Origin of the sequence: Sulfuricurvum sp. (genome assembly GCF_023229695.1) — a bacterium.
Classification (GTDB): Bacteria; Campylobacterota; Campylobacteria; order Campylobacterales; family Sulfurimonadaceae; genus Sulfuricurvum.
In genome coordinates, this window is record NZ_JALNYS010000014.1 from 25354 (window position 1) to 46065 (window position 20712).

The 20712-nt window shown below is 43.2% G+C and carries 22 protein-coding genes; 12 read left to right on the forward strand and 10 right to left on the reverse strand.

Annotation, left to right across the window (positions count from 1 at the left end):
- Positions 1-3: 3 nt before the first annotated feature.
- The 6 genes from M0P91_RS10750 to M0P91_RS10775 all read right to left on the reverse strand — a co-directional run bounded on the left by M0P91_RS10750 (position 4) and on the right by M0P91_RS10775 (position 7419).
- Positions 4-657, reverse strand: a complete 654-nt coding sequence (locus tag M0P91_RS10750; protein ID WP_295067058.1) for a DUF3226 domain-containing protein — start codon at positions 655-657, stop codon at positions 4-6.
- Positions 650-1615 carry an AAA family ATPase gene (locus M0P91_RS10755; protein WP_295067060.1) on the reverse strand — a complete coding sequence of 322 codons (966 nt, stop codon included), beginning with the start codon at positions 1613-1615 and terminating at the stop codon, positions 650-652. The genes M0P91_RS10750 and M0P91_RS10755 overlap by 8 nt, the downstream gene beginning before the upstream one ends.
- A gap of 70 nt (positions 1616-1685) precedes the next feature.
- Positions 1686-3521 carry an ABC-F family ATP-binding cassette domain-containing protein gene (locus tag M0P91_RS10760; RefSeq protein ID WP_295067063.1) on the reverse strand — a complete coding sequence of 612 codons (1836 nt, stop codon included), beginning with the start codon at positions 3519-3521 and terminating at the stop codon, positions 1686-1688.
- Positions 3522-3641: 120 nt separating this feature from the next.
- Positions 3642-4718 (reverse strand): phosphoesterase, encoded by a 1077-nt coding sequence (locus M0P91_RS10765; protein WP_295067066.1) that lies wholly within the window; start codon positions 4716-4718, stop codon positions 3642-3644.
- A 109-nt stretch (positions 4719-4827) separates the two neighbouring features.
- Positions 4828-6963, reverse strand: a complete 2136-nt coding sequence (gene flhA / locus M0P91_RS10770; protein ID WP_295067227.1) for a flagellar biosynthesis protein FlhA — start codon at positions 6961-6963, stop codon at positions 4828-4830.
- A 51-nt stretch (positions 6964-7014) separates the two neighbouring features.
- Positions 7015-7419: an Rrf2 family transcriptional regulator gene (locus M0P91_RS10775; protein WP_295067069.1), complete on the reverse strand. Its 405-nt coding sequence runs from the start codon at positions 7417-7419 to the stop codon at positions 7015-7017.
- A 248-nt stretch (positions 7420-7667) separates the two neighbouring features.
- On the opposite strand from M0P91_RS10775, the gene rpsO reads away from it, so the two are divergent.
- A complete protein-coding gene (gene rpsO / locus M0P91_RS10780) occupies positions 7668-7943 on the forward strand; it encodes a 30S ribosomal protein S15 (RefSeq protein ID WP_295067072.1) in 276 nt (91 codons plus the stop codon).
- A 152-nt stretch (positions 7944-8095) separates the two neighbouring features.
- Here the strand turns inward: rpsO and M0P91_RS10785 are convergent, their stop codons facing one another.
- The 4 genes from M0P91_RS10785 to M0P91_RS10800 all read right to left on the reverse strand — a co-directional run bounded on the left by M0P91_RS10785 (position 8096) and on the right by M0P91_RS10800 (position 11002).
- The gene (locus M0P91_RS10785; protein WP_295067075.1) at positions 8096-8437 is read right to left on the reverse strand and encodes a hypothetical protein; all 342 of its coding nucleotides are present in this window, start codon (positions 8435-8437) and stop codon (positions 8096-8098) included.
- 102 nt (positions 8438-8539) lie between these two features.
- Positions 8540-9754 (reverse strand): EAL domain-containing protein, encoded by a 1215-nt coding sequence (locus M0P91_RS10790; protein ID WP_295067078.1) that lies wholly within the window; start codon positions 9752-9754, stop codon positions 8540-8542.
- 41 nt (positions 9755-9795) lie between these two features.
- Entirely contained in the window at positions 9796-10515 is a 720-nt protein-coding gene (gene kdsB / locus M0P91_RS10795; RefSeq protein WP_295067080.1) for a 3-deoxy-manno-octulosonate cytidylyltransferase, read from the reverse strand.
- Positions 10516-10717: 202 nt separating this feature from the next.
- Positions 10718-11002, reverse strand: coding sequence for a hypothetical protein (locus tag M0P91_RS10800; RefSeq protein WP_295067083.1), 285 nt, complete (start codon positions 11000-11002; stop codon positions 10718-10720).
- A gap of 365 nt (positions 11003-11367) precedes the next feature.
- Between M0P91_RS10800 and M0P91_RS10805 the strand changes: the two genes are divergently transcribed.
- From M0P91_RS10805 to M0P91_RS10855, 11 genes are all read left to right on the forward strand, one after another.
- Positions 11368-12642: an ATP/GTP-binding protein gene (locus M0P91_RS10805; protein WP_295067086.1), complete on the forward strand. Its 1275-nt coding sequence runs from the start codon at positions 11368-11370 to the stop codon at positions 12640-12642.
- 8 nt (positions 12643-12650) lie between these two features.
- On the forward strand, positions 12651-13403 hold the full coding sequence (locus tag M0P91_RS10810) for an RloB family protein (RefSeq protein ID WP_295067089.1): 753 nt from the start codon (positions 12651-12653) through the stop codon (positions 13401-13403).
- A 75-nt stretch (positions 13404-13478) separates the two neighbouring features.
- Entirely contained in the window at positions 13479-13721 is a 243-nt protein-coding gene (locus M0P91_RS10815) for a nucleotidyltransferase domain-containing protein (RefSeq protein WP_295067091.1), read from the forward strand.
- On the forward strand, positions 13711-14145 hold the full coding sequence (locus M0P91_RS10820; RefSeq protein ID WP_295067093.1) for a HepT-like ribonuclease domain-containing protein: 435 nt from the start codon (positions 13711-13713) through the stop codon (positions 14143-14145). Before M0P91_RS10815 ends, M0P91_RS10820 begins: the two co-directional genes overlap by 11 nt.
- 109 nt (positions 14146-14254) lie before the next feature.
- Complete coding sequence (locus tag M0P91_RS10825; RefSeq protein ID WP_295067095.1) at positions 14255-15286, forward strand: PDDEXK nuclease domain-containing protein; 1032 nt, start codon at positions 14255-14257, stop codon at positions 15284-15286.
- Between the two features lie 221 nt (positions 15287-15507).
- Complete coding sequence (locus tag M0P91_RS10830; protein WP_295067097.1) at positions 15508-16206, forward strand: methyltransferase; 699 nt, start codon at positions 15508-15510, stop codon at positions 16204-16206.
- Entirely contained in the window at positions 16191-16571 is a 381-nt protein-coding gene (locus M0P91_RS10835) for a YkgJ family cysteine cluster protein (RefSeq protein ID WP_295067100.1), read from the forward strand. The genes M0P91_RS10830 and M0P91_RS10835 overlap by 16 nt, the downstream gene beginning before the upstream one ends.
- Positions 16564-17814 carry a hypothetical protein gene (locus M0P91_RS10840; RefSeq protein ID WP_295067103.1) on the forward strand — a complete coding sequence of 417 codons (1251 nt, stop codon included), beginning with the start codon at positions 16564-16566 and terminating at the stop codon, positions 17812-17814. Before M0P91_RS10835 ends, M0P91_RS10840 begins: the two co-directional genes overlap by 8 nt.
- A complete protein-coding gene (gene trpC / locus M0P91_RS10845) occupies positions 17811-18596 on the forward strand; it encodes an indole-3-glycerol phosphate synthase TrpC (protein WP_295067106.1) in 786 nt (261 codons plus the stop codon). The genes M0P91_RS10840 and trpC overlap by 4 nt, the downstream gene beginning before the upstream one ends.
- Positions 18597-18607: 11 nt before the next feature.
- Positions 18608-19174, forward strand: a complete 567-nt coding sequence (locus M0P91_RS10850) for an SCO family protein (RefSeq protein WP_295067109.1) — start codon at positions 18608-18610, stop codon at positions 19172-19174.
- Complete coding sequence (locus M0P91_RS10855) at positions 19171-20694, forward strand: methyl-accepting chemotaxis protein (RefSeq protein WP_295067112.1); 1524 nt, start codon at positions 19171-19173, stop codon at positions 20692-20694. The genes M0P91_RS10850 and M0P91_RS10855 overlap by 4 nt, the downstream gene beginning before the upstream one ends.
- Positions 20695-20712: the final 18 nt, after the last annotated feature.

Genomic DNA, 20712 nt, shown 5'->3' on the forward strand with positions numbered 1-20712 from the left:
TTTTTAAGAAAAAAGTTTGAGAAATGCTTTGAAATCAGTAAGGGCTTCATGCTCAAAATTCCAAATAGGTTTTTTGATGGCAATCTCATTTTTACATTTTCTATCAGCTTGTGTTTGTTCTCTTTTTGTGCATGTATCGTATCTTAGATAGTTATTGACCCAAAATTTGTTAAATTCTTTATCACTGATTTTTTTGCCATTTTTATCAAGACATTCTCTCCAAGCATCTAAACAATCTGCATAAGTTGAGTCTTCTAATTTTACAGTTTTAAGGAGTGTTTCGAGTTCGCCGTGTCCATCTACATTGGTGATATAGCAGATAAATTCAAGATCAAGTTTATCACTTCTTATGGGTGTATTAATATTTTTGATTTCAATAGTATCATCAAACTTTTTAACAACAGAGTCGATCTGTGCTAACCGATTTTCGATACCTTCTTTATCAGCATCGATAACAATGCCGATTTTAGTGTAGTCATCAAATTTAATCTCTTCGAGACATTGTAAAAGTTTTGCTTCTGAAAGACCGTTTAAGCATTCATAATCATCTATCTGGCATATTGGCTGATTAACTTTTATGTCAATAGTCAAAGATTCACTTAATGCCTCAATAAAGTATTTGTCGTTATGACTCTCTACAATCAAAAGATTACTCACCTCTAAATTCTCCGTTATGAGATAGTGAATATTCTAATTGCTCTTTGTTTCGTTGTTTCACATTAATTTGGTTGGTTTTTTTACTTTGATAAAATTCAAGATATACACCAGCATCTTCACAATTTACTTCATTAAATGCTTCAATGCATTCTTTTGAATGGGTGGTAGCAAATACTTGGCAATTTACATCTTTTGAAATTTGAAAAATCAGTTTCCAAATATTTTTAATTTGGGCATAGTGAATACCATTGTCTATTTCATCAATAAAAAGCTGGCCATTTTTAGATCCATAAAGAGCACAAATTATTGAGATAAAATGTTTTAAACCATCCCCAAATTCTGTAAGATCAATGTATTCGTCATTTATTTTACATTTTGGCTTATCGCCTATTACTTTGAAAAATTCAATCTTTGGATCAAAATTATTAATTAAATTATTAAGTTCATTTTCTTTGTCTTGTTCTTGAATAGCAATATAATTGGCAATTAATTCTTGGTCAGAAAATCCAAAGTTATCAATATAGTCAACATTTGAACCTACATACTCTATTGAAAAATCATTTGCATTGATGATTTTTTCATTTTCATTAATCATGAATAGATATTCTTTAATACCATCTTTATTTGAAAATTGAAATTTGATTTTTTGATTGTTTGAAGTTGTCGAATAATATTTTGTTGATTCTAAATATTCTTTTGGATTAAATTTTTTGTTTGTTGAGATAACCTCATTAAGGATATTAATATTTTCTCGTGCAACTTTAATATGTGCAAGAGAGGCCGCGAATGATGCAACATTTTTTGTAAACGCATGAATGTAGCATGCTTCTAAAAAAGCAGTTTTACCTATATTGTTTTTGCCACCGATAAGATTAACGCGTCGCAAATTATTTACTTCAAATTCATGGAAGCATTTAAAATCAACAATGTTAATCCATTTTAAAAAATGTTCTTCCATATTAATCCTTTGATTGTGTATTAAAAAAATGTACTTATTCTACAGTGCATCATCTAAAAAAATGTAATAGTCATGACAACTCTTCAAGTTTTTCCTCGTATTCGGCTTCGATCCGCGTGATCTCGTCACTCGCGATTTCGAGCCTCTCGAACAGCTCTTCAATCATTTTCTCATCCTCGCCGACCTGCTTGGAGAGTTCGAGGAGCTTGGAGGTCTCCCCCTGATTCGAATAGGTCGTTAGGAGTTCATGGGAGGTTTTGAGTTTCTCTTCGAGCTTCATGATCGTACTCTCGCAATAATCCGCCTCTTTTTTCAGCGGGCTGAGGAGTTTGGAACGCTCCTGAATCAATGCGGCACGTTGTTGTTTGTTCTCTTTTTTATTGACGTTTTGGGTCACTTTGGCAGGTTTGGGGGCGTCGGTGATCTCTTCATCCCATCCGATTTTATCCAAGAATTCGTCGTAGTTGCCGTCGAAAAATTCCGCATTACCTTCGCGAAAGATGATGAGCTGGTCGGCGAGTTCGCGGAGCAGCATTTCGGAGTGGGTGACGAGGACGACGGAGCCCTCAAACCGCTTTAGCGCGTCGCAGAGCGAATCGATCGACTGCATATCGAGGTGGTTGGTCGGCTCATCGAGGAAGAGGAGGTTGGCGGGGGTGGCGATGATTTTCCCCAGCATAACGCGGCTGCGTTCTCCCCCTGAGAGGATGGAGATCTTTTTGTCGGCATCGTCGCCGCTGAACATCATCGTTCCGCAGATACCGCGAATGCGGACGTTGGGGAGGGTGTTGTCGGCGCTTTGGATTTCGTCGGTGATCGTGCGGTTTTTGTCGAGGCGGTCGATGTTGGTCTGGCCGAAATGGGCGATGGCGGTGGAGGGGTGAGCGGTGATCTCTCCATTGGGTGTCAAAACTCCGGCGAGGGTGTTGAGCAATGTCGATTTCCCTTTGCCGTTTTTACCGATGATGGCGAGGCACTTTTTCGCCTCCAGTGCAAAGGAGAGGTTTTTAAATAATAGCTCATCCGGGGTGTATCCGAAGGAGAGATCTTTGACCTGCATGATCACTTTTGCGGGGATAGGCTTATAGGAGAACGAAAACGAGAGATCTTTTTCACCCTCCAGTGACTCCATGACCCCCATCTTGTCCAGCTCTTTTTGTTTGGATTGGGCGAGTGTCGCGGTGGAAGCGCGGGCTTTGTTGCGGGCGACAAAATCCTCTAACTCGGCACGCTTTTTATCGTGGTTGATTTTGGTTTTCTCATACAGCTCATCTTCGCCCGCCATCATCTCGTAATATTTATGGCTGTTCCCTTTGATGATACTGACACAGCGGCGGCGAAGTCCCATCGTGTGGGTCGTGACCGAATCCATAAAATCGCGGTCGTGGGTGATGAGGATCACTTCCCCCTCGAAACTGCGGATAAAGCTTGCAAGCCACCGGAGCGAGACGATGTCGAGGTAGTTGGTCGGCTCATCGAGCAGCAGGAGGTTGGGTTCGGTGACAAGGAGTTTGACGAGGTTGAGACGGATCTGGTACCCCCCCGAAAAGCTCAGCGGGTCACGGTCCAGATCCTCCTGGGTAAATCCGAGGCCGAAAAGGATTTTTTCGACGCGGTAGACTTCGTGCTCCATATCGCCCTCTAGAACCGATGCACACTCTTCCCGGACGGTTTTATGGGTAAAATGGAGGTGTTGTCGGAGGGTGCCGATCCGGTAGTTTTTGGGGAGGATCACTTCGCCGCCCTCATAAGGCTCTTCGCCGAGGATGATTTTAAAGAGGGTCGATTTCCCCGTGCCGTTGCGCCCGACGAAGCCCACTTTGTTCCCCGCGTTCAGTTTTAGCGAGAGGTTGTCGAACAAGACGCGCGTTCCGTAGCTTTTGGTGAGGTTGTTGATCTGAATCATTTTGGTTCTTTTATTTATTTTCTTTGTTATTCCCGCGAAGGCGGGCGAAGTGCCCTTTAGGGTGAATCCAGCTTTCGCTTGGGGATGGATCCACGGGTCAAGCCCGAGGATGACGATAGATTATTCCTCTATTTTATGAGAAAGTTTTCCCGGCATCGCCTCTTTGTTGGCGAGGAGATCTTCGATTTGACGTTTCACCTTATCGTAGCGGAATTGCTCTTTGAACCCGTTGATCCGTCCGCCGGCGGCGTTGGGATGACCGCCCCCTCCGACCCATTCGCCTGCCATGAGAGCCACATCGACCTGATTGTGTCCGCGTATGCTCAACGTCCCTCGGGTGCCGACATCAATGATAAAATCGAAATCGGGGAATGCGGTGACAAAACCGTTTCCGATAATCGAGGTATTTCCCAATCCGTAGCTCAAAAAGCCGCGCCATCCTTTGTAATAGATCGTCATCTCGCTACGTTTGGTCCCCAGCAATGCGACGATGTATTTGGTCGAGAGATTATCGAGGGTATTGTCGGCATCGTCTTTGAAAAAATCTTTTTTCATTGTATGAAGGGCCTCGTCAAGGAGGATATTGGCGTTGGGGAGATCGCGCATCTGTGCCGCTTGTTCGAGCATGGCGAGCTTGTAGGTGCGGTCTTCATCGCCGAACATGACACGGCTGAGCTCTTTGGCATCACTGATGAGACGCATACACACTTTGCCGTATTCGAAATCCTCTTCTTCGTCCTGATGCCACAGATCGACGGCATTGACCACTTTGACAAACGGCTCCAGCCATCCTCCCGCCTGAAGGCCGTAGTGTTCGAGTGCGTACTCGTAGACGATTTTCGTTGCGCATCGCTGGGTATCGAGAAAATACCACGGATATTGGGCTGCGGTATCTTTTCCGCTGCCGTGGTGGTCGAGGAGGGTGATGGTGAGGCTCCATCCGTTTTCGTTGAGGCGGTTGACTTCGTTATTGAGCCATTTGGCCTCTTCGGGATAGAGATTGAGGTCACTGATGAGGATCGTAGCCGTCTGTTTTGTTTTTTTGATTGTCTCGATAATTTGTTCGAGGCGGTCCATCACTTCGGCACCGTAGTTGGCGTTGAAGCTGATCATCGTGTGGGGAGTCTGGGCCATGACAAGCTGGCAGCTGTAGCCGTCAAGATCGATATGGGAGAGGTGGTAGATGGTTTTTGTCATTTAATGATGTTCCTTTTTAGATAACAAGATTCAAAATTTCTGCCCCCTCAGGGGCAAGCTTCAGTGCCATAGCGGCAAGCGTAGCCAGCGGGATTTTATTCCTCTGGCGTTATCCCAAACTAATAGACCCGAGCACTTCAAATTTTGCTCCGGAATCAATTTCGGCGTGAGAGAGGGTGGCGATATCAAGACTGAACCGTTCATAGATTTCAGCCAACGGGCGGCGGAGTTTTGGGTCAACAATAACGACGATCGGAGATATCCCTTTCTGGAGGAGTTCGCTTGCTTTTTGACTGGTTGCCTGGATCAGACTGTTGATCTCTCCGACATTAAGCATGAGCTGCCGGGTTCCATCCCGTTCGCTTGATTTTTCCAGCAGTTTTTGTTCACTCATCGCATCAAACGTCAGCAGTTTGATCACCCCGTCAGGACTGGTATAGGCCTGTGTAATAATGCGGGAGAGTTTGGCACGGACGTGTTCGGTGATGGTGTCGACGCTTTTGGTGTATTCAGCGACGTCGGCGATCGTCTCTAGAATCGTAATCATATCTTTCAGCGGGACACGCTCATGCAACAGTGCTTTAAGAACCCGCTGGATAAGGCCGATATTGGCCATTCGAAGAAGATCGTCCACCACGACGGGGTAGTCGTTTTTGATTTTCTCGATCAGTGATTGGGTCTCTTGACGGGTAAGAAGCTCTTCGGCATATTTTTTCACCAGTTCGCTCATGTGCGTCGAGATAACGGTAGCCGGGTCAACGACGGTATAGCCGTTCATAATCGCGTCTTCTTTGATACTGGGGTCAATCCAGTAGGCATCCAGTCCGAAGGCCGGTTCTTTGGTCGCTTCCCCCTCGATCTCCGCCATCGCCATACCGCTGTCCATAGCGAGAAATCGGTCCGGCTGGATGATGCCGTCTCCGATATTGACCCCTTTGAGGAGGATTTCGTACTGATTCGGTTTGAGGTGGAGATTGTCGCGGATACGTACCTGCGGCATCAGAAACCCGAAATCGGAAGCGATTTTACGCCGCATTGAGCGGATACGCTCCAGCAGGTCCCCCCCCTGATTCGTATCGGCGAGACGGATGAGCTGATAGCCCAGAGTGAGTTCGAGCATCTCGATTTTGAGGATGTCTTCGAGGGCGGCTTCCTCCTCTTTGGCGATCTCTTCGTTGCTTTTTTTACGAGGCGCGGCAGGAACGCTCCCCTCGGCCCCTGCACCGGCTGCTCCGGCAGCTGCCGGTGTAGCCCCTTTTTTGGGTGCGGTGGAGAGGAGAAGATCCCCTTTTTCGTATTTGTAGAGGGCGTAGCCCAAGCCGGCAAAAATCAGCCCCACAAATCCCATGGAGAGGGTCGGAAGACCCGGAACGGCAGCGAAAAGGATCATGATAAAACCGACGATCATCATCACTTTCGCATTTCCCATCAGCTGGTTGATACTTCCCTCGGCAAAATTGCCCGAATCATTCGAACCGCGGGTGATCATGATACCGGTAGCGGTCGAGATAATCAGAGCGGGGATCTGGGAGACCAGACCGTCCCCGATGGTCAGAATGGTAAACGTTTGAGCACTCGTAGAGACGTCGAGATCAAACTGGAAAACCCCGATCAAAAATCCGCCGATAATATTGATCATCGTAATGATGATCCCGGCAATCGCATCCCCTTTGATAAATTTACTCGATCCGTCCATCGCCCCGTAAAAACTGGCATCCTGCAAGATTTCGGCACGCCGTATTTTTGCCTCTTTTTCATCGATGAGACCGCTGTTGAGATCGGCATCGATTGCCATCTGTTTTCCGGGCATCGCATCGAGGGTGAAGCGGGCCGCTACCTCTGCGACCCTTCCGGATCCTTTGGTAATAACCATAAAGTTGATCAATACTAAGATGACAAAGACAATCACACCGATAACGTAATTTCCCCCGACGACGAAGTTTCCGAAACTCGTAATGATGTCACTGACCGCTTCGGGCCCCTCATGCCCGTGACTGAGAATCATCCGTGTCGTGGCAATATTCAAGGAGAGACGAAAGAGGGTAATAATCAGCAGCAATGTCGGAAAGGTGGTCAGATCGGTCGGTTTGGGAATATAAAGGGAGATCAATAAAATCAAGACCGAAATGGCGATAACGACGGCAAGGAGCAGGTCGAGCATCGCACTCGGCAGGGGGACGATGATGATCGCCAAAATGGCCATAACAAAAAAGACGACGCTTAAATCACGAGAGGCAAATATAATGCCTAAAAGATTCTTTACGCCCGGGGTTTTGTCTTTTGCTTTTGCCAACGGTTACTCTTCTAAAATGGCTTCAAGGGTTAAAATTCCTAAAAAAGCATCCACTTTTCCCTGAAGGCGGTTGAGAAACGGCCATAAACCGCAGGTAGGTGCTTTGTTAGAGGGGCAATCTTCTTGGGAGGGGGAGCAGTTAAAAACCGCCGGGCTTTTCCCCTCCGCCGCTTCCATCACTTCGAGTACGGTGATCTCACTGCTTTTGCGCGCCAGTTCAAATCCGCCGTTCACCCCTTTGTAGGAGTTTAAAATCCCTTTTCGGGCAAGCGACTGAAGAATTTTGGCCAAAAAACTTTTTGAGATATCGAGTTCGCGGGAGAGGGTATCGGCATCCATTGCACGATCCGCTTTTGCCAAGACGATCAGCGATAATAATGCGTACTCGCTCGCTTTGGTCATTAGCATCGGCATCCTTGATAATTATTTTTTTTGATGTGCCGCCCGTGCGGCATCGGAAGTTTGCCTCGGCAAGAGGCAGAAAATAGCGTTATCGTATTTTCTTTCTTTATTTAGGGCAATTATAGCTAAAAAAAATAAGAGGTTACTTTCGGAATTTTTTACCGCAAACGGGAAATTTATTCGCTATAATTCCGACCCTGCTTTATGAAGAATTGTCTTTATCGAGTAAATATCATACCCATCAGGAGGCTACCATGGCTTTAGATACGGCTAAAAAAGCACAGATTATTGAACAATACCAAAGAACTTCCGGTGATACCGGTTCAAGCGAAGTACAAATCGCACTTCTCTCTACCCGCATCGCCGGTCTTACAGAGCACTTGAAAACATTCAAAAAAGACCACTCTTCACGTCTCGGTCTTTTGAAATTGGTTGGTCAGCGTCGTCGTTTGATGCGTTATTTGAAACGTACTAACCGCGAAAGCTACAACAAATTGGTTGCTGATCTCGGTATCCGCGACAATATCTAAGTATTACTCTATTCAGAGCGCCAAAGGAATTCATCCCTTTGGCTTCGCTAGCCGCTACGGCACTGCATCTTGCCTCTTTCGAGGCAAATTTTCTCATACAGTCACTTCTTGAATCTTCGACAAATGTTTCAAAACTTCATTATAATAATCGCTCACGCATCGTGATGATAATGTTCCAATACCCGTTTGTACTCTTCATACACCTGTCGCGGTGTCAGTGAACCTGTATACATTTTGAGGATTTGGCGGGTAAAATCGAGCGGATACTCAATCGACAGACCTGCATTGCGTTTGTATACCGCATCCAAGGTTTCGTACATCCCCTCGTAGACTTCCGGATCTTCGTGTTTGAGACGTTGAAGGTTCTCTTCGGCTTGGATGAGCGAAGCGTCGTTGAACTCTCCGCGTGTTTTGATCGTTTTACGTACCTCTACGTAATCTTTTAGACTTTTTCGATTCAGGATATAGTCGGTAAAGATTTCTATGAGTAACATGGTTTCTCCTTATGTGTCCATTGAAACCATTCTACTCTTCAACCGTAGCAATAGTGTAGCAAGCGTATCATCGAAACTTTTTTCTTGTTTCTAGCACGGTAATCATATTTTGTTTTTATCGATCTCTATTCCGCCGCATTCAAGGGTATTGACCAGATCGGAAGTGTAGAGTTTGTCAAAATTGGCGAGCATGATTTTTCTGAGGTACTCTTTTTCCGCCTGTTCCGCCCGCATCAAGCTCCCCGCAAAGATCCCTTTTTTCTCCAGAACCAGCGAAGTGATGTCGCTGTCCATGTGGATGTGATGCATTAGCTCTTTGATATTGGTTTCAAAAATGGACCCCAGGAGGGAAAACATTCCGGCCAAATAGGCTTTTTCCTTATTTCTAGGGGATGCTTCGGCTTCCATCCTTTCGGCCCTTTTAATCGCAAGTTCAAGCAGGGTTTTCGACGCCGGATTTCGTGAAAGTTCCGAGTACAGATAAACCAAAAGCCAACGGAGAAGTTTTTGTCTCCCCATCAGGTTGATCACTTGGGTCAGCGATTCGACTTTGATATTGAGCTTTTCGGAGTTATTGAAAAACTGGATGAGTTTGAACGAGAGATCGGCCTGTTTTTTTAAAAAGAGTTCAAGCTGTTCATTGGCAGTATTGTCCTCTTTGATAATCTTGATGAGTTGAAGAATGACAAACTGAGCGGCCTCTTTCGGCCCGACGATCTCGATCACTTCAGGCCGGTCGAGATAGTATCCCTGAAACCAGTGAAACCCGAGTTCCTGACACCGCTTATAATCTTCATTCGTTTCGATATTCTGGGCTAAGAGCCGGATACGGGTCCCTTTGAATTTTTTCACCACTTTTTCGAGATTCTCAGGGAGGGAGAGGGCAATATCCATCTTGATAATGTCGATAAAATTAAACAGCCGTCTGAATTTATGGAGCATCTGAGCACTGGAATCAAAACGCTCCAGTGAGAGCATGAACCCCCTTTTTTTATACTGGATGATTTTATTGATGATGTTGTCATCGAGTTTGATGTTCTCGTGGATATTGAGGACAAACCGATCCTTGTCAAGGACATCGAGAATCCCTTTGGTGATGGTCGATTCATCGATGTTTACAAAACCGAGACTGTTTCTCCCCAGCAGCCTGTCAAGCTCCGGACTGGTGATGGAACTCATGATCAGCTGCGATGTCCCTTTGACACTGTCAATCAGCCCGGTCTCTTTGTCATAACCGTCCTTAAATAGGAGCTCATAGGCAAAAACTTCGTTTTTTTGGTTAAAAATTTTTTGTTTTGAGAGGCGTATAATATTCATCGTCAATTCCTTAGGCAGTTTGCGTGTGTGGGGAAATAAACTTATACCCCGAAAATCTTCTTCGCCCGCTCTAAATCTTCCACCGTATCGATCCCAAACCCGCTACTCGCTACTTTGACCATCGAGATTTTTTTGCCGTGATAGAGGGCGCGGAGCTGTTCGAGTTTTTCGATGTCTTCCAGCGGTGCTTCGCCGAGGGCGCAGAAATCGTGGAGCGATTTTTTGGTAAAGCCATAAATCCCGATATGGCCGAAATAGTTCGCCTCTCCGCTGCGGTTGAACGGGATAGGAGAGCGGGAGAAATAGATCGCGTTGTGATCTGCATCGGTGATGACCTTGACGAGGTTCGGATCTTGCGCCGATTCGGTATTGATTGCGTTGTAACAGCTTCCCATGATGAACGGAGCATTTTGTGCTTTGAGGGCGTTGAGACGTTCGATCAGGAGTTCGAGTACTTCCGTTTCGATAAACGGCTCATCGGCTTGGACGTTGATGATCAGCTCATCATCGGGGATGTCGAGGATTTGGGCGCATTCGTTGATCCGGTCGGTTCCGCTTTTGTGGGTAGTAGAGGTGAGACGCGCTTCGACACCGTGAGCGGCGCAGATGTCGAGGATTTTTTCATCGTCACACGCGACGACGACACGGTCGATGGAGGCGACCCGTTTGGCAGTACGGATCACCATCGGCAAACCGCCGATATCGGCGAGCACTTTTTCAGGAAAGCGGGTGGAGGCGAGACGGGCAGGGATGATAATCATAGTTAAACCTGATATGAAGTGATATAATTGTTGAATTATATCCCAAAGGGTGAGAGATTGGGTGGTCTGGAGTTATAGAGACAGTTTTATCAGGCTTTTCCAAATGGTCACACACTGTGTGATGAGCTCGCTGATTGCTTCGTAGGGTTATAATTCTCTCCACATTGTAGAGAGAATTGAATTGAAGCGGCAGAAAATTAGGTTAATAATTTTTCCAATTATTTTGAATCCATTGTTTCACATTGATTTGGCTTCTCATATCAGATGGCAAATGATTTCGAATCATTTTTTCCATTTTTTCAGCAGAGGATTTTTGTTTCCAATCCCACATTTTTGCTAATTTATTGATTAAGTATAAAACTTCATAGCCTTCATGTCTATTGAATAATGTACTATCCGGCTCACCTGTCACTTTTGGGTTATCCCCAGATACAGCAGTCCAACTGTAATCTTTATAGATTAAATCGCTTTTTGAGATTAAACTCATTTTTACTTCCTTTTTAGTTGAATAAAATGAGCAATTTAGTAACATCAATGTGACAGGTGAAAACAGGAGTCTACTGAATCATAAAAAATTTAGTGCTTATCTGCTATAGTCATTATCACATTAACTAGCGCGTTAATTGCTCAATACAAGAGTATCTCTATTGGCGTAGAGTTACTCAATCTCATTTACTGCAATCACAAATCATAATCGCAATAATTCCTCTGTTACTTAGTTATGCTGTAACATTAGCATAAGTATAGCATATTTTAGCGGAATTGTAAATAATAAATCTTATTTTTGTAAAATTTATGCAAAAATGTAATTTATTATGATATTATTTCTGACAATATACGGAGGTGGGAGATATGTTAGTAGAATTTAAAGTTAATAATTTTCGTTCTATCAAAGATACTGCAACATTTAGTATGCTTACTTCCTCGAAAGATGAGGAAAATTATTTTCCAGTTAGAGATTATAACTTGTTAAGAAGTTCGATCGTGTACGGTGCAAATGCAAGTGGAAAGAGTAATCTACTTAGAGCAATGGCTTTTATGGGAAGATTAGTATTAAATCGCTATAAGATTATGCAATCTACCGATCTATTACCACATGATCCTTATCGATTGTCTATAGAGACAGAAAATGAGTCAAGTACATTTGAAATTGTTTTTTTTATCGATGAAATCAAATATAGATATGGATTTGAAACAGACAGTGAAGTTGTTTACAGTGAATGGCTTTTTGCTGATGAAAAAGGTAAAGAAGCAAAACTCTTTTTCAGAGACTCAGAAGAGTCAAGTTATGTCAATCCTAATAAGTTTAAAGAGGGGTATGACTTTTTCAATAAAAAAGATGAAAAAATAAAAATTGCAAAAAATCAGCTTTTCATCTGGAAATGTGACCAATCAGATGGAGAAATTTCTAAGGCGATTCTCGGATGGTTCAATCAATTTAATATGATTGATGGGATGGATCACAATGGATATATCAATTTTACAATGAAAAAAATGGAAGATGAAGTATTTAGAAAAAAGATAATTGATCTTGTTAAAACAGCTGACATTGGCATTGATGATATTCAAATTGATGAAGAAGAAATGTCGGTAGATGTTATTAATGGGCTTCCATTTACGGATGCGTTTAAAACGGAACTTTTTAATAAAGGAGCTATGAAATCTATTTCACTTAATACAATCCATCAAAAATTTGATCAAGATGGTGAAGTAGTTGGCAATGTTGTTTTTGAGCTAAATGAAGATGAATCAAAAGGTACAAAAAAGTTTTTTGCAATGTCGGCACCAATTTTGGATACATTGCAGCATGGAAAAATTTTAATTATTGATGAGTTAGATGCAAGTTTGCATCCTATCTTGACTCAGCATCTTATTAAACTTTTTCATGATGAGAAGATTAATAAAGAAAAAGCGCAACTCATTTTTGCGACGCATGATACTAACCTTTTAAAGCCTGAACTTTTTAGAAGAGATCAAATTTGGCTTACAGAAAAAGATCAATATGGCGCAACAAATATCTATTCGTTGGCACAATTTAAAAATGTGAGAAAACAAGAAGATTTTGAAAAACAGTATATTCAAGGTAAGTATGGAGCCATCCCTTATCTTGGTAAATTTGAGTTTTAGGAAGCATCATGGCACGGAGAAGTGGTGGGGATAAACTTTTTCAAAAAAATAAAGAAAAAGCCAAAGTAGACTTCAAAAGAGCTACTAATGATAGACACACAGTTAATGATGTAATTATTGCGTGTGAAGATAGTGTCTCTTCTCCTGCTTACTTTATGATGATAATAGAAGAACTTATTAAAGCGAAAAAAATCACACAAGACTCTATCGTTATCGTGCCGCACGATGGTGCAACACATCCAACAGGAGTTTTGGAAAATCTCAAAAGTTACAAAAATCAATATGGGAAAACTTACAAAGAATTTGATCATAAATGGATAGTGATTGATAGGGATGTTGAAAAAGTTAATGCTGGAGGACATACAGCACAAGATTTCAATAATGCTATTGAAAATGCAAAAAATAGAAGAAAAGATTTAAATGTTGATGTGGCTTATGCCAATGATGCCTTTGAACTTTGGTATCTTTTGCATTTTGAATATAGAACGACAGCTATAATTAGAGATAAAATAGTGCAGCAAGTTGTAAAAAAACTCAAAGAGGTTGAGCCCCATAAATTTTCTAATTTAAATAAAGATAATATTAAGCAAGCAAATTATGCAAAATTGATATTTGAAACTCTTCAGAATAGCCAATTTACAGCAATAAATAACGCTAATAGATTACTAAATAGTTATGGTGAAAATCATAATCCAGAAAATGACAATCCCTCTACAACGATACATCGATTAGTTATACTACTGAAGGAAATAGCTAATTAAAAAACCCGTAAAATTTAGGCAAAGATATTTATGAATAAAAGTTTGATACTCAATTTTTTGAAACAAAATAAAGAGATGATAGAAACCAAATATCAGGTCAAGCAAATCGGGCTTTTTGGCAGTTATGTCAAAGGGTTGGAAACCGATGAGAGCGATATTGATATTTTGGTCGATATGCCCTCAAGTTTTGATAACTATTATGATCTCAAAGAGTTTTTAGAGGCAAATTTACAAAAAAAAGTAGATTTAGGATTGATCGGGACGGTACGAGAACATTTGAAAGAGAAGATTTTTAGTGAGGTGGAATATGTCCGATAGAGATCATTCGTTCTATGTTGTCGATATTTTTATCGCTATGAATAAAATAGAGAGATATACCCATAAGTTTGAAAATGCGCAAGATTTTCTCGATAGCGAATTGGAATGGGACGGTGCTATCCGAGAGTTGGAGATAATCGGTGAAGCGACAAATTATCTCCTAAAAGCCAATCTGATTGATCCGACCTACAGACGAATCGTCGATTTTAGAAATCAAATTATCCATGGGTATTTCGGTATAGATGAAAATATCGTTTTCGATGTAATAAAAAATAAACTACCCCTCTATTATGACGATCTTTTAGAACTCTCCAAACTGCAAAATATAGATATTTTAGAAGCAATTAATGCATCAAGAAAAGAAAATTTCGGCAATAAAAATGTACTCAATTTTTTAAATCAGTTAGTTTTGGAAATAGAATGACCTCAAGTGCTCTCAAAACTCTACCCCCCCCAAAAGAGATAGAAACCACTAAAATCCTCAAAAAATCGATAAGTGCGATTCTCATCAACTTTGATAGGAAATATATTTAATGAAACCAATGATCAATGAAACACAATTGTTAGATGATTTAAAAACGATTATTTTAGAATCGAAGAATCGAGTTATACAAAGCGCAAATAGTATTTTAACGACGATGTATTGGGAAATCGGTCATAAAATCAATCAAGAAACTTTAAAAAACAGTCGTGCTGAATATGGAAAGTCAATTGTCGTAACACTGTCACGACAATTAAAACAAGAGTTTGGTAATGGATTTGAAGAGAAAAATTTGAGAAGAATGATGCAATTCGCGACATTTTTTGAAAAAGAGAAAGTCGTATCGCTGATGCGAGAATTATCTTGGAGTCATTTTTTAGTTGTTCTGCCTATCAAAGATGAAACTCAAAGAGATTTTTATCTTCAAATATGTAAAAATGAAAAATGGAGCGTAAGAACGTTTCGAGATAGAGTGAATTCGATGCTTTATGAGCGAACGGCCCTATCAAAAAAACCGGATGAGTTGATCAAATACGAATTAGAAGAGCTGCAAAAAGGGACAATAAAAGATAGTTTAGTTCTTAAAGATCCTTATTTGCTCGATTTTTTAGATTTGAAAGATAGATTTTTAGAAAAAGATCTCGAAGATGCTATTTTACGACAACTGGAAGAATTTTTACTAGAACTTGGAAATGGATTTTCGTTTATAGCACGACAAAAAAGAATCCAGTTGGATGGAGATGATTATTATATTGATCTCCTTTTTTACAATAGAAAACTCAAAAAACTCATAGCAATAGATTTGAAAATCGGGGAATTTAAACCCGAGTATAAAGGACAAATGGAACTTTATCTAAGATGGCTTGATAAATATGAAAAGCAAGACGATGAACAAAGCCCGATAGGGATTATCCTCTGTACGGGTAAAAAAGATGAACAGATAGAACTTCTGGAAGTGGAAAAAAGCGGTATTCATGTAGCTGAATATTTGACGGTTTTGCCACCAAAAGAGGTACTTCAAAATAAATTGCATCAAGCCATAGAATATGCGAAATTAAAGCATTTGGAAGATAGTAATGGATAAGTTAGTGGAAAATAAAATGACCCCATTCACACTTAAAACTCTACCCGTTCAAAAAGAGATAGAAACCACCAGGATCCTCAAGAACTCGATCAGTGCGAACCCTTCGACAGGCTCAGGGTGAACGGGAAAAATATACCGATAAAAGTGAAAAATTTCGGTATATCTTCAAAATATGTCGAAAAACAGCAAAATTTACACATTACACAAAAAGGTATCTAAATATGCTCCTTTATCAGCCCGATGGCGGCTATTGTTACAACAGTGATTCGATATTGCTGTACGGATTCATTTCCCGTTTTGCCCCGCGTGGGAAGGTACTCGATGTCGGTGCGGGGAGTGGAATCGTGGGATTGCTGGTAGGGCGGGATTTTCCGGAGATCACCTTGGAGTCCGTTGAAAAACAGCCTTTGTATATGGAGTTTGCCCGTCGAAATGCGGCGATCAACCGTATCGGCTATACGCTCCATGAGGGGGATTTTTTGGAACTCGGAAATCATGGGAGTTATGACTGGATCGTATCGAATCCTCCGTTTTACCATGAAAATGTGTCGCGCTCTCTTAATCCTATCCTCCATCAGGCACGCTACAACGTCCATTTGCCGATTGAGCCGTTTATCACTAAAATCTCCAAACTTCTCAAATCCAACGGCGAAGCGGCGATCTGTTACGATGCGCGTCAATTTGTACTGTTGTGCGGTGCGTGTGAACGTACAGGATTAAGAGTCGTTGATGTACAATTCGTCCATTCGAAAGAGGATCGTCCCAGCACATTGGTGATGCTCCATCTGAAAAAAAACAGCAAAGCAATGCTGAATGTTCTCCCTCCGTTGATCACATTTTCGGAGGAGAGTTATACCCCTGCGGTGCAGGCGATTTACGATAAAGCAAAGGTACACAGTATCAAATGTCCGAGTATATGACACGAGAAGGATTCAGCTACGCATTTGACCCCTCCGCCTGCGCCAAATGCGGGGGGAATTGCTGTACGGGGGAGAGCGGCAATATTTTTGTCTCTGTGACCGAAATCGAGACTATCGCAAAGCTGCTGGAGATGGAGGAGGGGGAGTTTCGCCGTACCTATCTTCGCAAAGAGGGTTACCGTTTTTCGATTAAAGAACGCCAGGTAAACGGGTCGTATGATTGTATATTTTTTAATCGTTCACTAAATGGGTGTAGTATTTACGAAGCAAGACCGTTGCAGTGCCGGACGTTCCCTTTTTGGGACTATTTTCGCCACCGCATCGATGAGCTCAAAGCTGAGTGTCCGGGGATAATTCATGAATAAAATACTTTTGGCGGCACTGGTCCTCGTAAGTGGACTGCATGCAACCCCAATGTTAAGCAAGAGGGTATTTGAAGATACGTTTATCCTCTATGCTTTCGATGCGCAAATGCGTCATAAGCCTCATGATGCATCGGAATATTTTTCCGAGCTCTACAAGCGAACGTCCAAAAAAGAGTATCTGTACCAATCCCTGCGGATGCTGGAAGAGGCGAATGAGCTCCCGTTACTCTCCCAGAGGGTGAAGGAGTCTTTAAAAGAGCTTCCCGAAGATGAGATGCTTCAGCGTTTCGGGATAATTGTATTGCTGCAAGAGGGGAGTTTTGCGGAAGCTTCCCAAAAAGGGCTGGAATTAAGCAATAAAACGAAAAAAGCACCGGATTATCTTCTGTATGCCGAAGCACGTCTTAAAATCAGCGATTTCGAGGGGACCCTTTCGGCGCTTAAAAAGGCGTATGATTTGACGTATGACGAACGGACGGCAGAGCGGATAGCTCTGGTGTATTATGCCCACATGAATCAGAAAAAAGAGGGGATCCAATTTTTAAAAGAGCACATCAGCGCACACGGGAACAGTGGATTGATCGGGAAACGGCTGGGGAGTCTGTATGCCGACAGCGGCGCGCTAGACGATGCGGCCGAGATTTATGCCCAAACGTATGAGCTGACCAAGGAGGCGGAGATTGCGGATGAAGCGGTCAGAGTGTACCTTCACACCCAAAAGTACACCAAGGTTGTAGCGATTCTGGAAAAATCGGGGGTGAACGATCCGATGCTATTGGAATTTTATGTGAAAGAAAAAGAGTTTAACAAAGCTTCGGCCCTTGCTCAAAAACTCTATCTTCATCAGAACAATCCCCTCTACCTTGCCCAAAGCGCCGTATTTATGTACGAAGGGGCAAAAGACAAGCACGATGCCGCAGTCATAGCCAAGGTCGTAGAGAGTCTCAAAAAAGCGACCTCTATGGTCGAAGATCCCCTCTACCTCAATTATCTGGGGTATTTGATGATCGATCATGATCTCAATGTCACCGAAGGGATGGGGTACGTCCGCCGTGCCCTCAACAAACAGCCCGATTCCCCGTTTTACATCGATTCGCTGGCATGGGGGAATTACAAACAAGGCGAGTGTGCCGAAGCGCTGCGCCTGATGAAACAGGTCGAATCGATGATAGGCAGCAATGAGCAAGATGTTAAAGAACATCTTAAAGCGATTGAAGCGTGTAAAACCAAGGAGAAGAAATGATCTTAGACGATATTATCAAAAAAACCAAAGAAGATTTAATCGAGAGGGAAGCTAGATTCAGTATGGACTGGCTGGGAAAATCGTTAGCGTTTAATGCCCGGGCTCCCCGTGATGTGCGCCCTTTTTTAACCTCAACTCCCGATGAGCCCTACCGCATTATCTCCGAGGTGAAAAAAGCGAGCCCGTCGAAAGGGGTGATCCGTGAGGATTTTGACCCTTTGGCGATTGCTCAAGCCTATGAGCGCGGCGGGGCGAATGCGATTTCGATTCTGACCGAACCCCATTTTTTTCAGGGGAATCTCGATTATCTGGCGGAGATACGTCGCTATGTGAGTATCCCGCTGTTGCGCAAGGATTTTATCGTCTCCAAATACCAGCTCCTCGAAGCACTCGTGTACGGAGCCGATTTCGTCCTTCTTATCGCGGCGGCATTGTCCAAAAATGAGCTCAAAGAGCTTCTCGACTATACCCGTCATCTGGGGATGGAAGCGCTGGTCGAGATCCACGATAAAGTAGAACTGACCAAAGCTATTTATGCCGGAGCCGATATCATCGGGATTAACCACCGCAATCTGCAAACGTTTGAGATGAATATGAATCTCAGCTATGAATTGATCCCGTTGATCCCTAACGGTAAGATTATCGTTGCCGAAAGCGGTATCTACGAACACGGACAACTGGAAGATCTGAACAAAGCAGGCGTGGACGCGTTTCTCGTCGGTGAGTCGCTGATGCGCCAGGATGATGTCGAAACGGCACTCCGCACCCTTAAAAACGGTTAATTCCACTTTTAATGAAGAAAACGATTAAAACCCTTTCCGGTGTTGTTTTGATCGTTATGGGATTCGGGCTGATCGTTGCGCTGGCCTTTCCGTCGCTGAGCGATTCGGCCCATGCCGGACGGAGCGAAAAAAAAATCCCCCTTGAATTTTCATTTTTGAAAGAGGAACACGCCCCGCTGGTATTGATCTATTTCGGATACGTCGGTTGTACCCGGGTCTGTACCCCGGCACTGAGCGATCTGGCCCAAATTTACCGTCTCCGAAAAATCGCCTCCGCAGATCATCTGCCCGCACTCTGGTTTGTCAATATGACCCCCCGGATGGATTCTGCCTCAGTGCAGAGCTGGGCGGAACATTTTGATTCTGATTTTAAATCCTATGCCCCGAGCGAGAGCGAGCTGCAAACGATTTCCCAAACTCTGAACCTCGTTTATACCAATCTCGGCGTCAAAGCGGAACACATGCCTTATGCGTATTTGGCTAAAAAAACCGATATCGGCTATGAACTGGTTTACATTTATACATCTTCACCGTATAATCGCACAGTAATGTTACAAGATATGGAGGCACTGCAATGAATTTTAATTTCCTTTTTCCGGCCCATGACACCTCTCACAGCCCTGATATCCGATTGCGGCTTCATGAAGATTTTGTTAAAGCCGATAAAGTTATGCTGATTATCGGAATAGTCTCCTTCCTCGCTGTTGCGTTCGTAACCTCGATTCGCTACTCCACCTACTCGTTCGGAATGATTAACGGCGCATTGGCTCTGGGACTTATCGTGATCGCTTTTATGGCGTTTCGAGGGACGACGATCGGGCGGATTATCATTGCACTTGGGCTGTCGATTTTTCCGATGATTATGATCCAGCAGCAGCTGGGGATGATCGAGATGCATTTTGCCCTTTTTTTTATGGCCGCTTTTTTGGCGATTTATAAAGACATCATCCCCGTTCTGACGGCTACGGTGGCGGTCGCGTTTCACCATATTCTTTTCTTTTTTCTCCAGCTCAATCATGCGTCGATGTTTGGTTTTGAGGTGATTGTATTTGCCAGCGGCTGCGATGTCTGGATTTTATTGACCCATATTATCATGTTTACGGTACAGGTTATCGGCCTCGTGTACATTATCGTCAATACGACTCACCAGTTTATCAAAAGCAACGAACTTCAGATAGCATCGGATAACAACGTCAAATTGATGGAAGAGGGGATCCGTCAGGATGCCCATATGGTTCAGGAGGCGGTCGGTATCGTGGCGGAGGTTTCGAAAGGGATACTGGATCGCAATCTCAAGGCGGTTCCGGCAAATTCTCAGTTGAGAGAACTGCGGGATGTTTTTAATACCATGTTGGGCGATCTGCGCCGGATGGTTGGCCCCAATATCGTTGAAATTACCCGTGTCGTTGAAGCGTACGGCGATTTTGACTTTACCAAACGGATTTCCCACAACAGCGGAAAAATCGAACAGCTGGTGAATAAGCTCGGCGATGATATTTCGGCGATGCTGCGTACCAATCTGGCCAACGGGACCGAAATGGATGAGAGTGCACAGCGCCTTAAGAAAAACGTTGACGAATTAGCCAGCTCTTCCAAAGAGCAAGCCAAAGGGATCCAAAAAACCTCCCAGCAGGTCGATCACATGACCCAAAGCGTTGAAGGGGTTCTTCAGCGTACGCAGGAGGTGAGCCATCAGTCCGAAGACATTAAAATGATTATTACCGTCATCGGCGACATCGCGGATCAAACCAATCTGTTGGCATTGAATGCGGCTATCGAAGCGGCACGGGCAGGGGAACACGGAAGAGGATTCGCCGTTGTCGCCGATGAGGTGCGAAAACTGGCGGAACGGACCCAAAAATCACTCTCTGATATCAATGCAAATGTTGGATTATTGGTGCAGTCGATTAACGATATCGGTGATGCGATCGAACATCAAGCCGGAGGGATCCGTCAGATCAATCACATCATCAGCGAATTTGAAGGGGAGATTCAAAACAATGCAAAAATCGCTTCCAATACCGATGCAATCGCGAATGAGGTATTTGTGATGGCGGATCGCGTTCTAAGCGACGTCAAATCGAAAAAATTTAATTGACCCCTGCTAAAAGGGAAC

What these genes read in the sequence shown, in the direction of transcription:
- M0P91_RS10755 (WP_295067060.1), bottom strand. Translation starts at nt 1,615, where the DNA reads ATGGAAGAACATTTTTTAAAATGGATTAACATTGTTGATTTTAAATGC.
- M0P91_RS10760 (WP_295067063.1), bottom strand. Translation starts at nt 3,521, where the DNA reads ATGATTCAGATCAACAACCTCACCAAAAGCTACGGAACGCGCGTCTTG.
- M0P91_RS10765 (WP_295067066.1), bottom strand. Translation starts at nt 4,718, where the DNA reads ATGACAAAAACCATCTACCACCTCTCCCATATCGATCTTGACGGCTAC.
- M0P91_RS10775 (WP_295067069.1), bottom strand. Translation starts at nt 7,419, where the DNA reads ATGCTAATGACCAAAGCGAGCGAGTACGCATTATTATCGCTGATCGTC.
- rpsO (WP_295067072.1), top strand. Translation starts at nt 7,668, where the DNA reads ATGGCTTTAGATACGGCTAAAAAAGCACAGATTATTGAACAATACCAA.
- M0P91_RS10785 (WP_295067075.1), bottom strand. Translation starts at nt 8,437, where the DNA reads ATGTTACTCATAGAAATCTTTACCGACTATATCCTGAATCGAAAAAGT.
- M0P91_RS10790 (WP_295067078.1), bottom strand. Translation starts at nt 9,754, where the DNA reads ATGAATATTATACGCCTCTCAAAACAAAAAATTTTTAACCAAAAAAAC.
- kdsB (WP_295067080.1), bottom strand. Translation starts at nt 10,515, where the DNA reads ATGATTATCATCCCTGCCCGTCTCGCCTCCACCCGCTTTCCTGAAAAA.
- M0P91_RS10800 (WP_295067083.1), bottom strand. Translation starts at nt 11,002, where the DNA reads ATGAGTTTAATCTCAAAAAGCGATTTAATCTATAAAGATTACAGTTGG.
- M0P91_RS10805 (WP_295067086.1), top strand. Translation starts at nt 11,368, where the DNA reads ATGTTAGTAGAATTTAAAGTTAATAATTTTCGTTCTATCAAAGATACT.
- M0P91_RS10810 (WP_295067089.1), top strand. Translation starts at nt 12,651, where the DNA reads ATGGCACGGAGAAGTGGTGGGGATAAACTTTTTCAAAAAAATAAAGAA.
- M0P91_RS10815 (WP_295067091.1), top strand. Translation starts at nt 13,479, where the DNA reads ATGATAGAAACCAAATATCAGGTCAAGCAAATCGGGCTTTTTGGCAGT.
- M0P91_RS10820 (WP_295067093.1), top strand. Translation starts at nt 13,711, where the DNA reads ATGTCCGATAGAGATCATTCGTTCTATGTTGTCGATATTTTTATCGCT.
- M0P91_RS10825 (WP_295067095.1), top strand. Translation starts at nt 14,255, where the DNA reads ATGAAACCAATGATCAATGAAACACAATTGTTAGATGATTTAAAAACG.
- M0P91_RS10830 (WP_295067097.1), top strand. Translation starts at nt 15,508, where the DNA reads ATGCTCCTTTATCAGCCCGATGGCGGCTATTGTTACAACAGTGATTCG.
- M0P91_RS10835 (WP_295067100.1), top strand. Translation starts at nt 16,191, where the DNA reads ATGTCCGAGTATATGACACGAGAAGGATTCAGCTACGCATTTGACCCC.
- M0P91_RS10840 (WP_295067103.1), top strand. Translation starts at nt 16,564, where the DNA reads ATGAATAAAATACTTTTGGCGGCACTGGTCCTCGTAAGTGGACTGCAT.
- trpC (WP_295067106.1), top strand. Translation starts at nt 17,811, where the DNA reads ATGATCTTAGACGATATTATCAAAAAAACCAAAGAAGATTTAATCGAG.
- M0P91_RS10850 (WP_295067109.1), top strand. Translation starts at nt 18,608, where the DNA reads ATGAAGAAAACGATTAAAACCCTTTCCGGTGTTGTTTTGATCGTTATG.
- M0P91_RS10855 (WP_295067112.1), top strand. Translation starts at nt 19,171, where the DNA reads ATGAATTTTAATTTCCTTTTTCCGGCCCATGACACCTCTCACAGCCCT.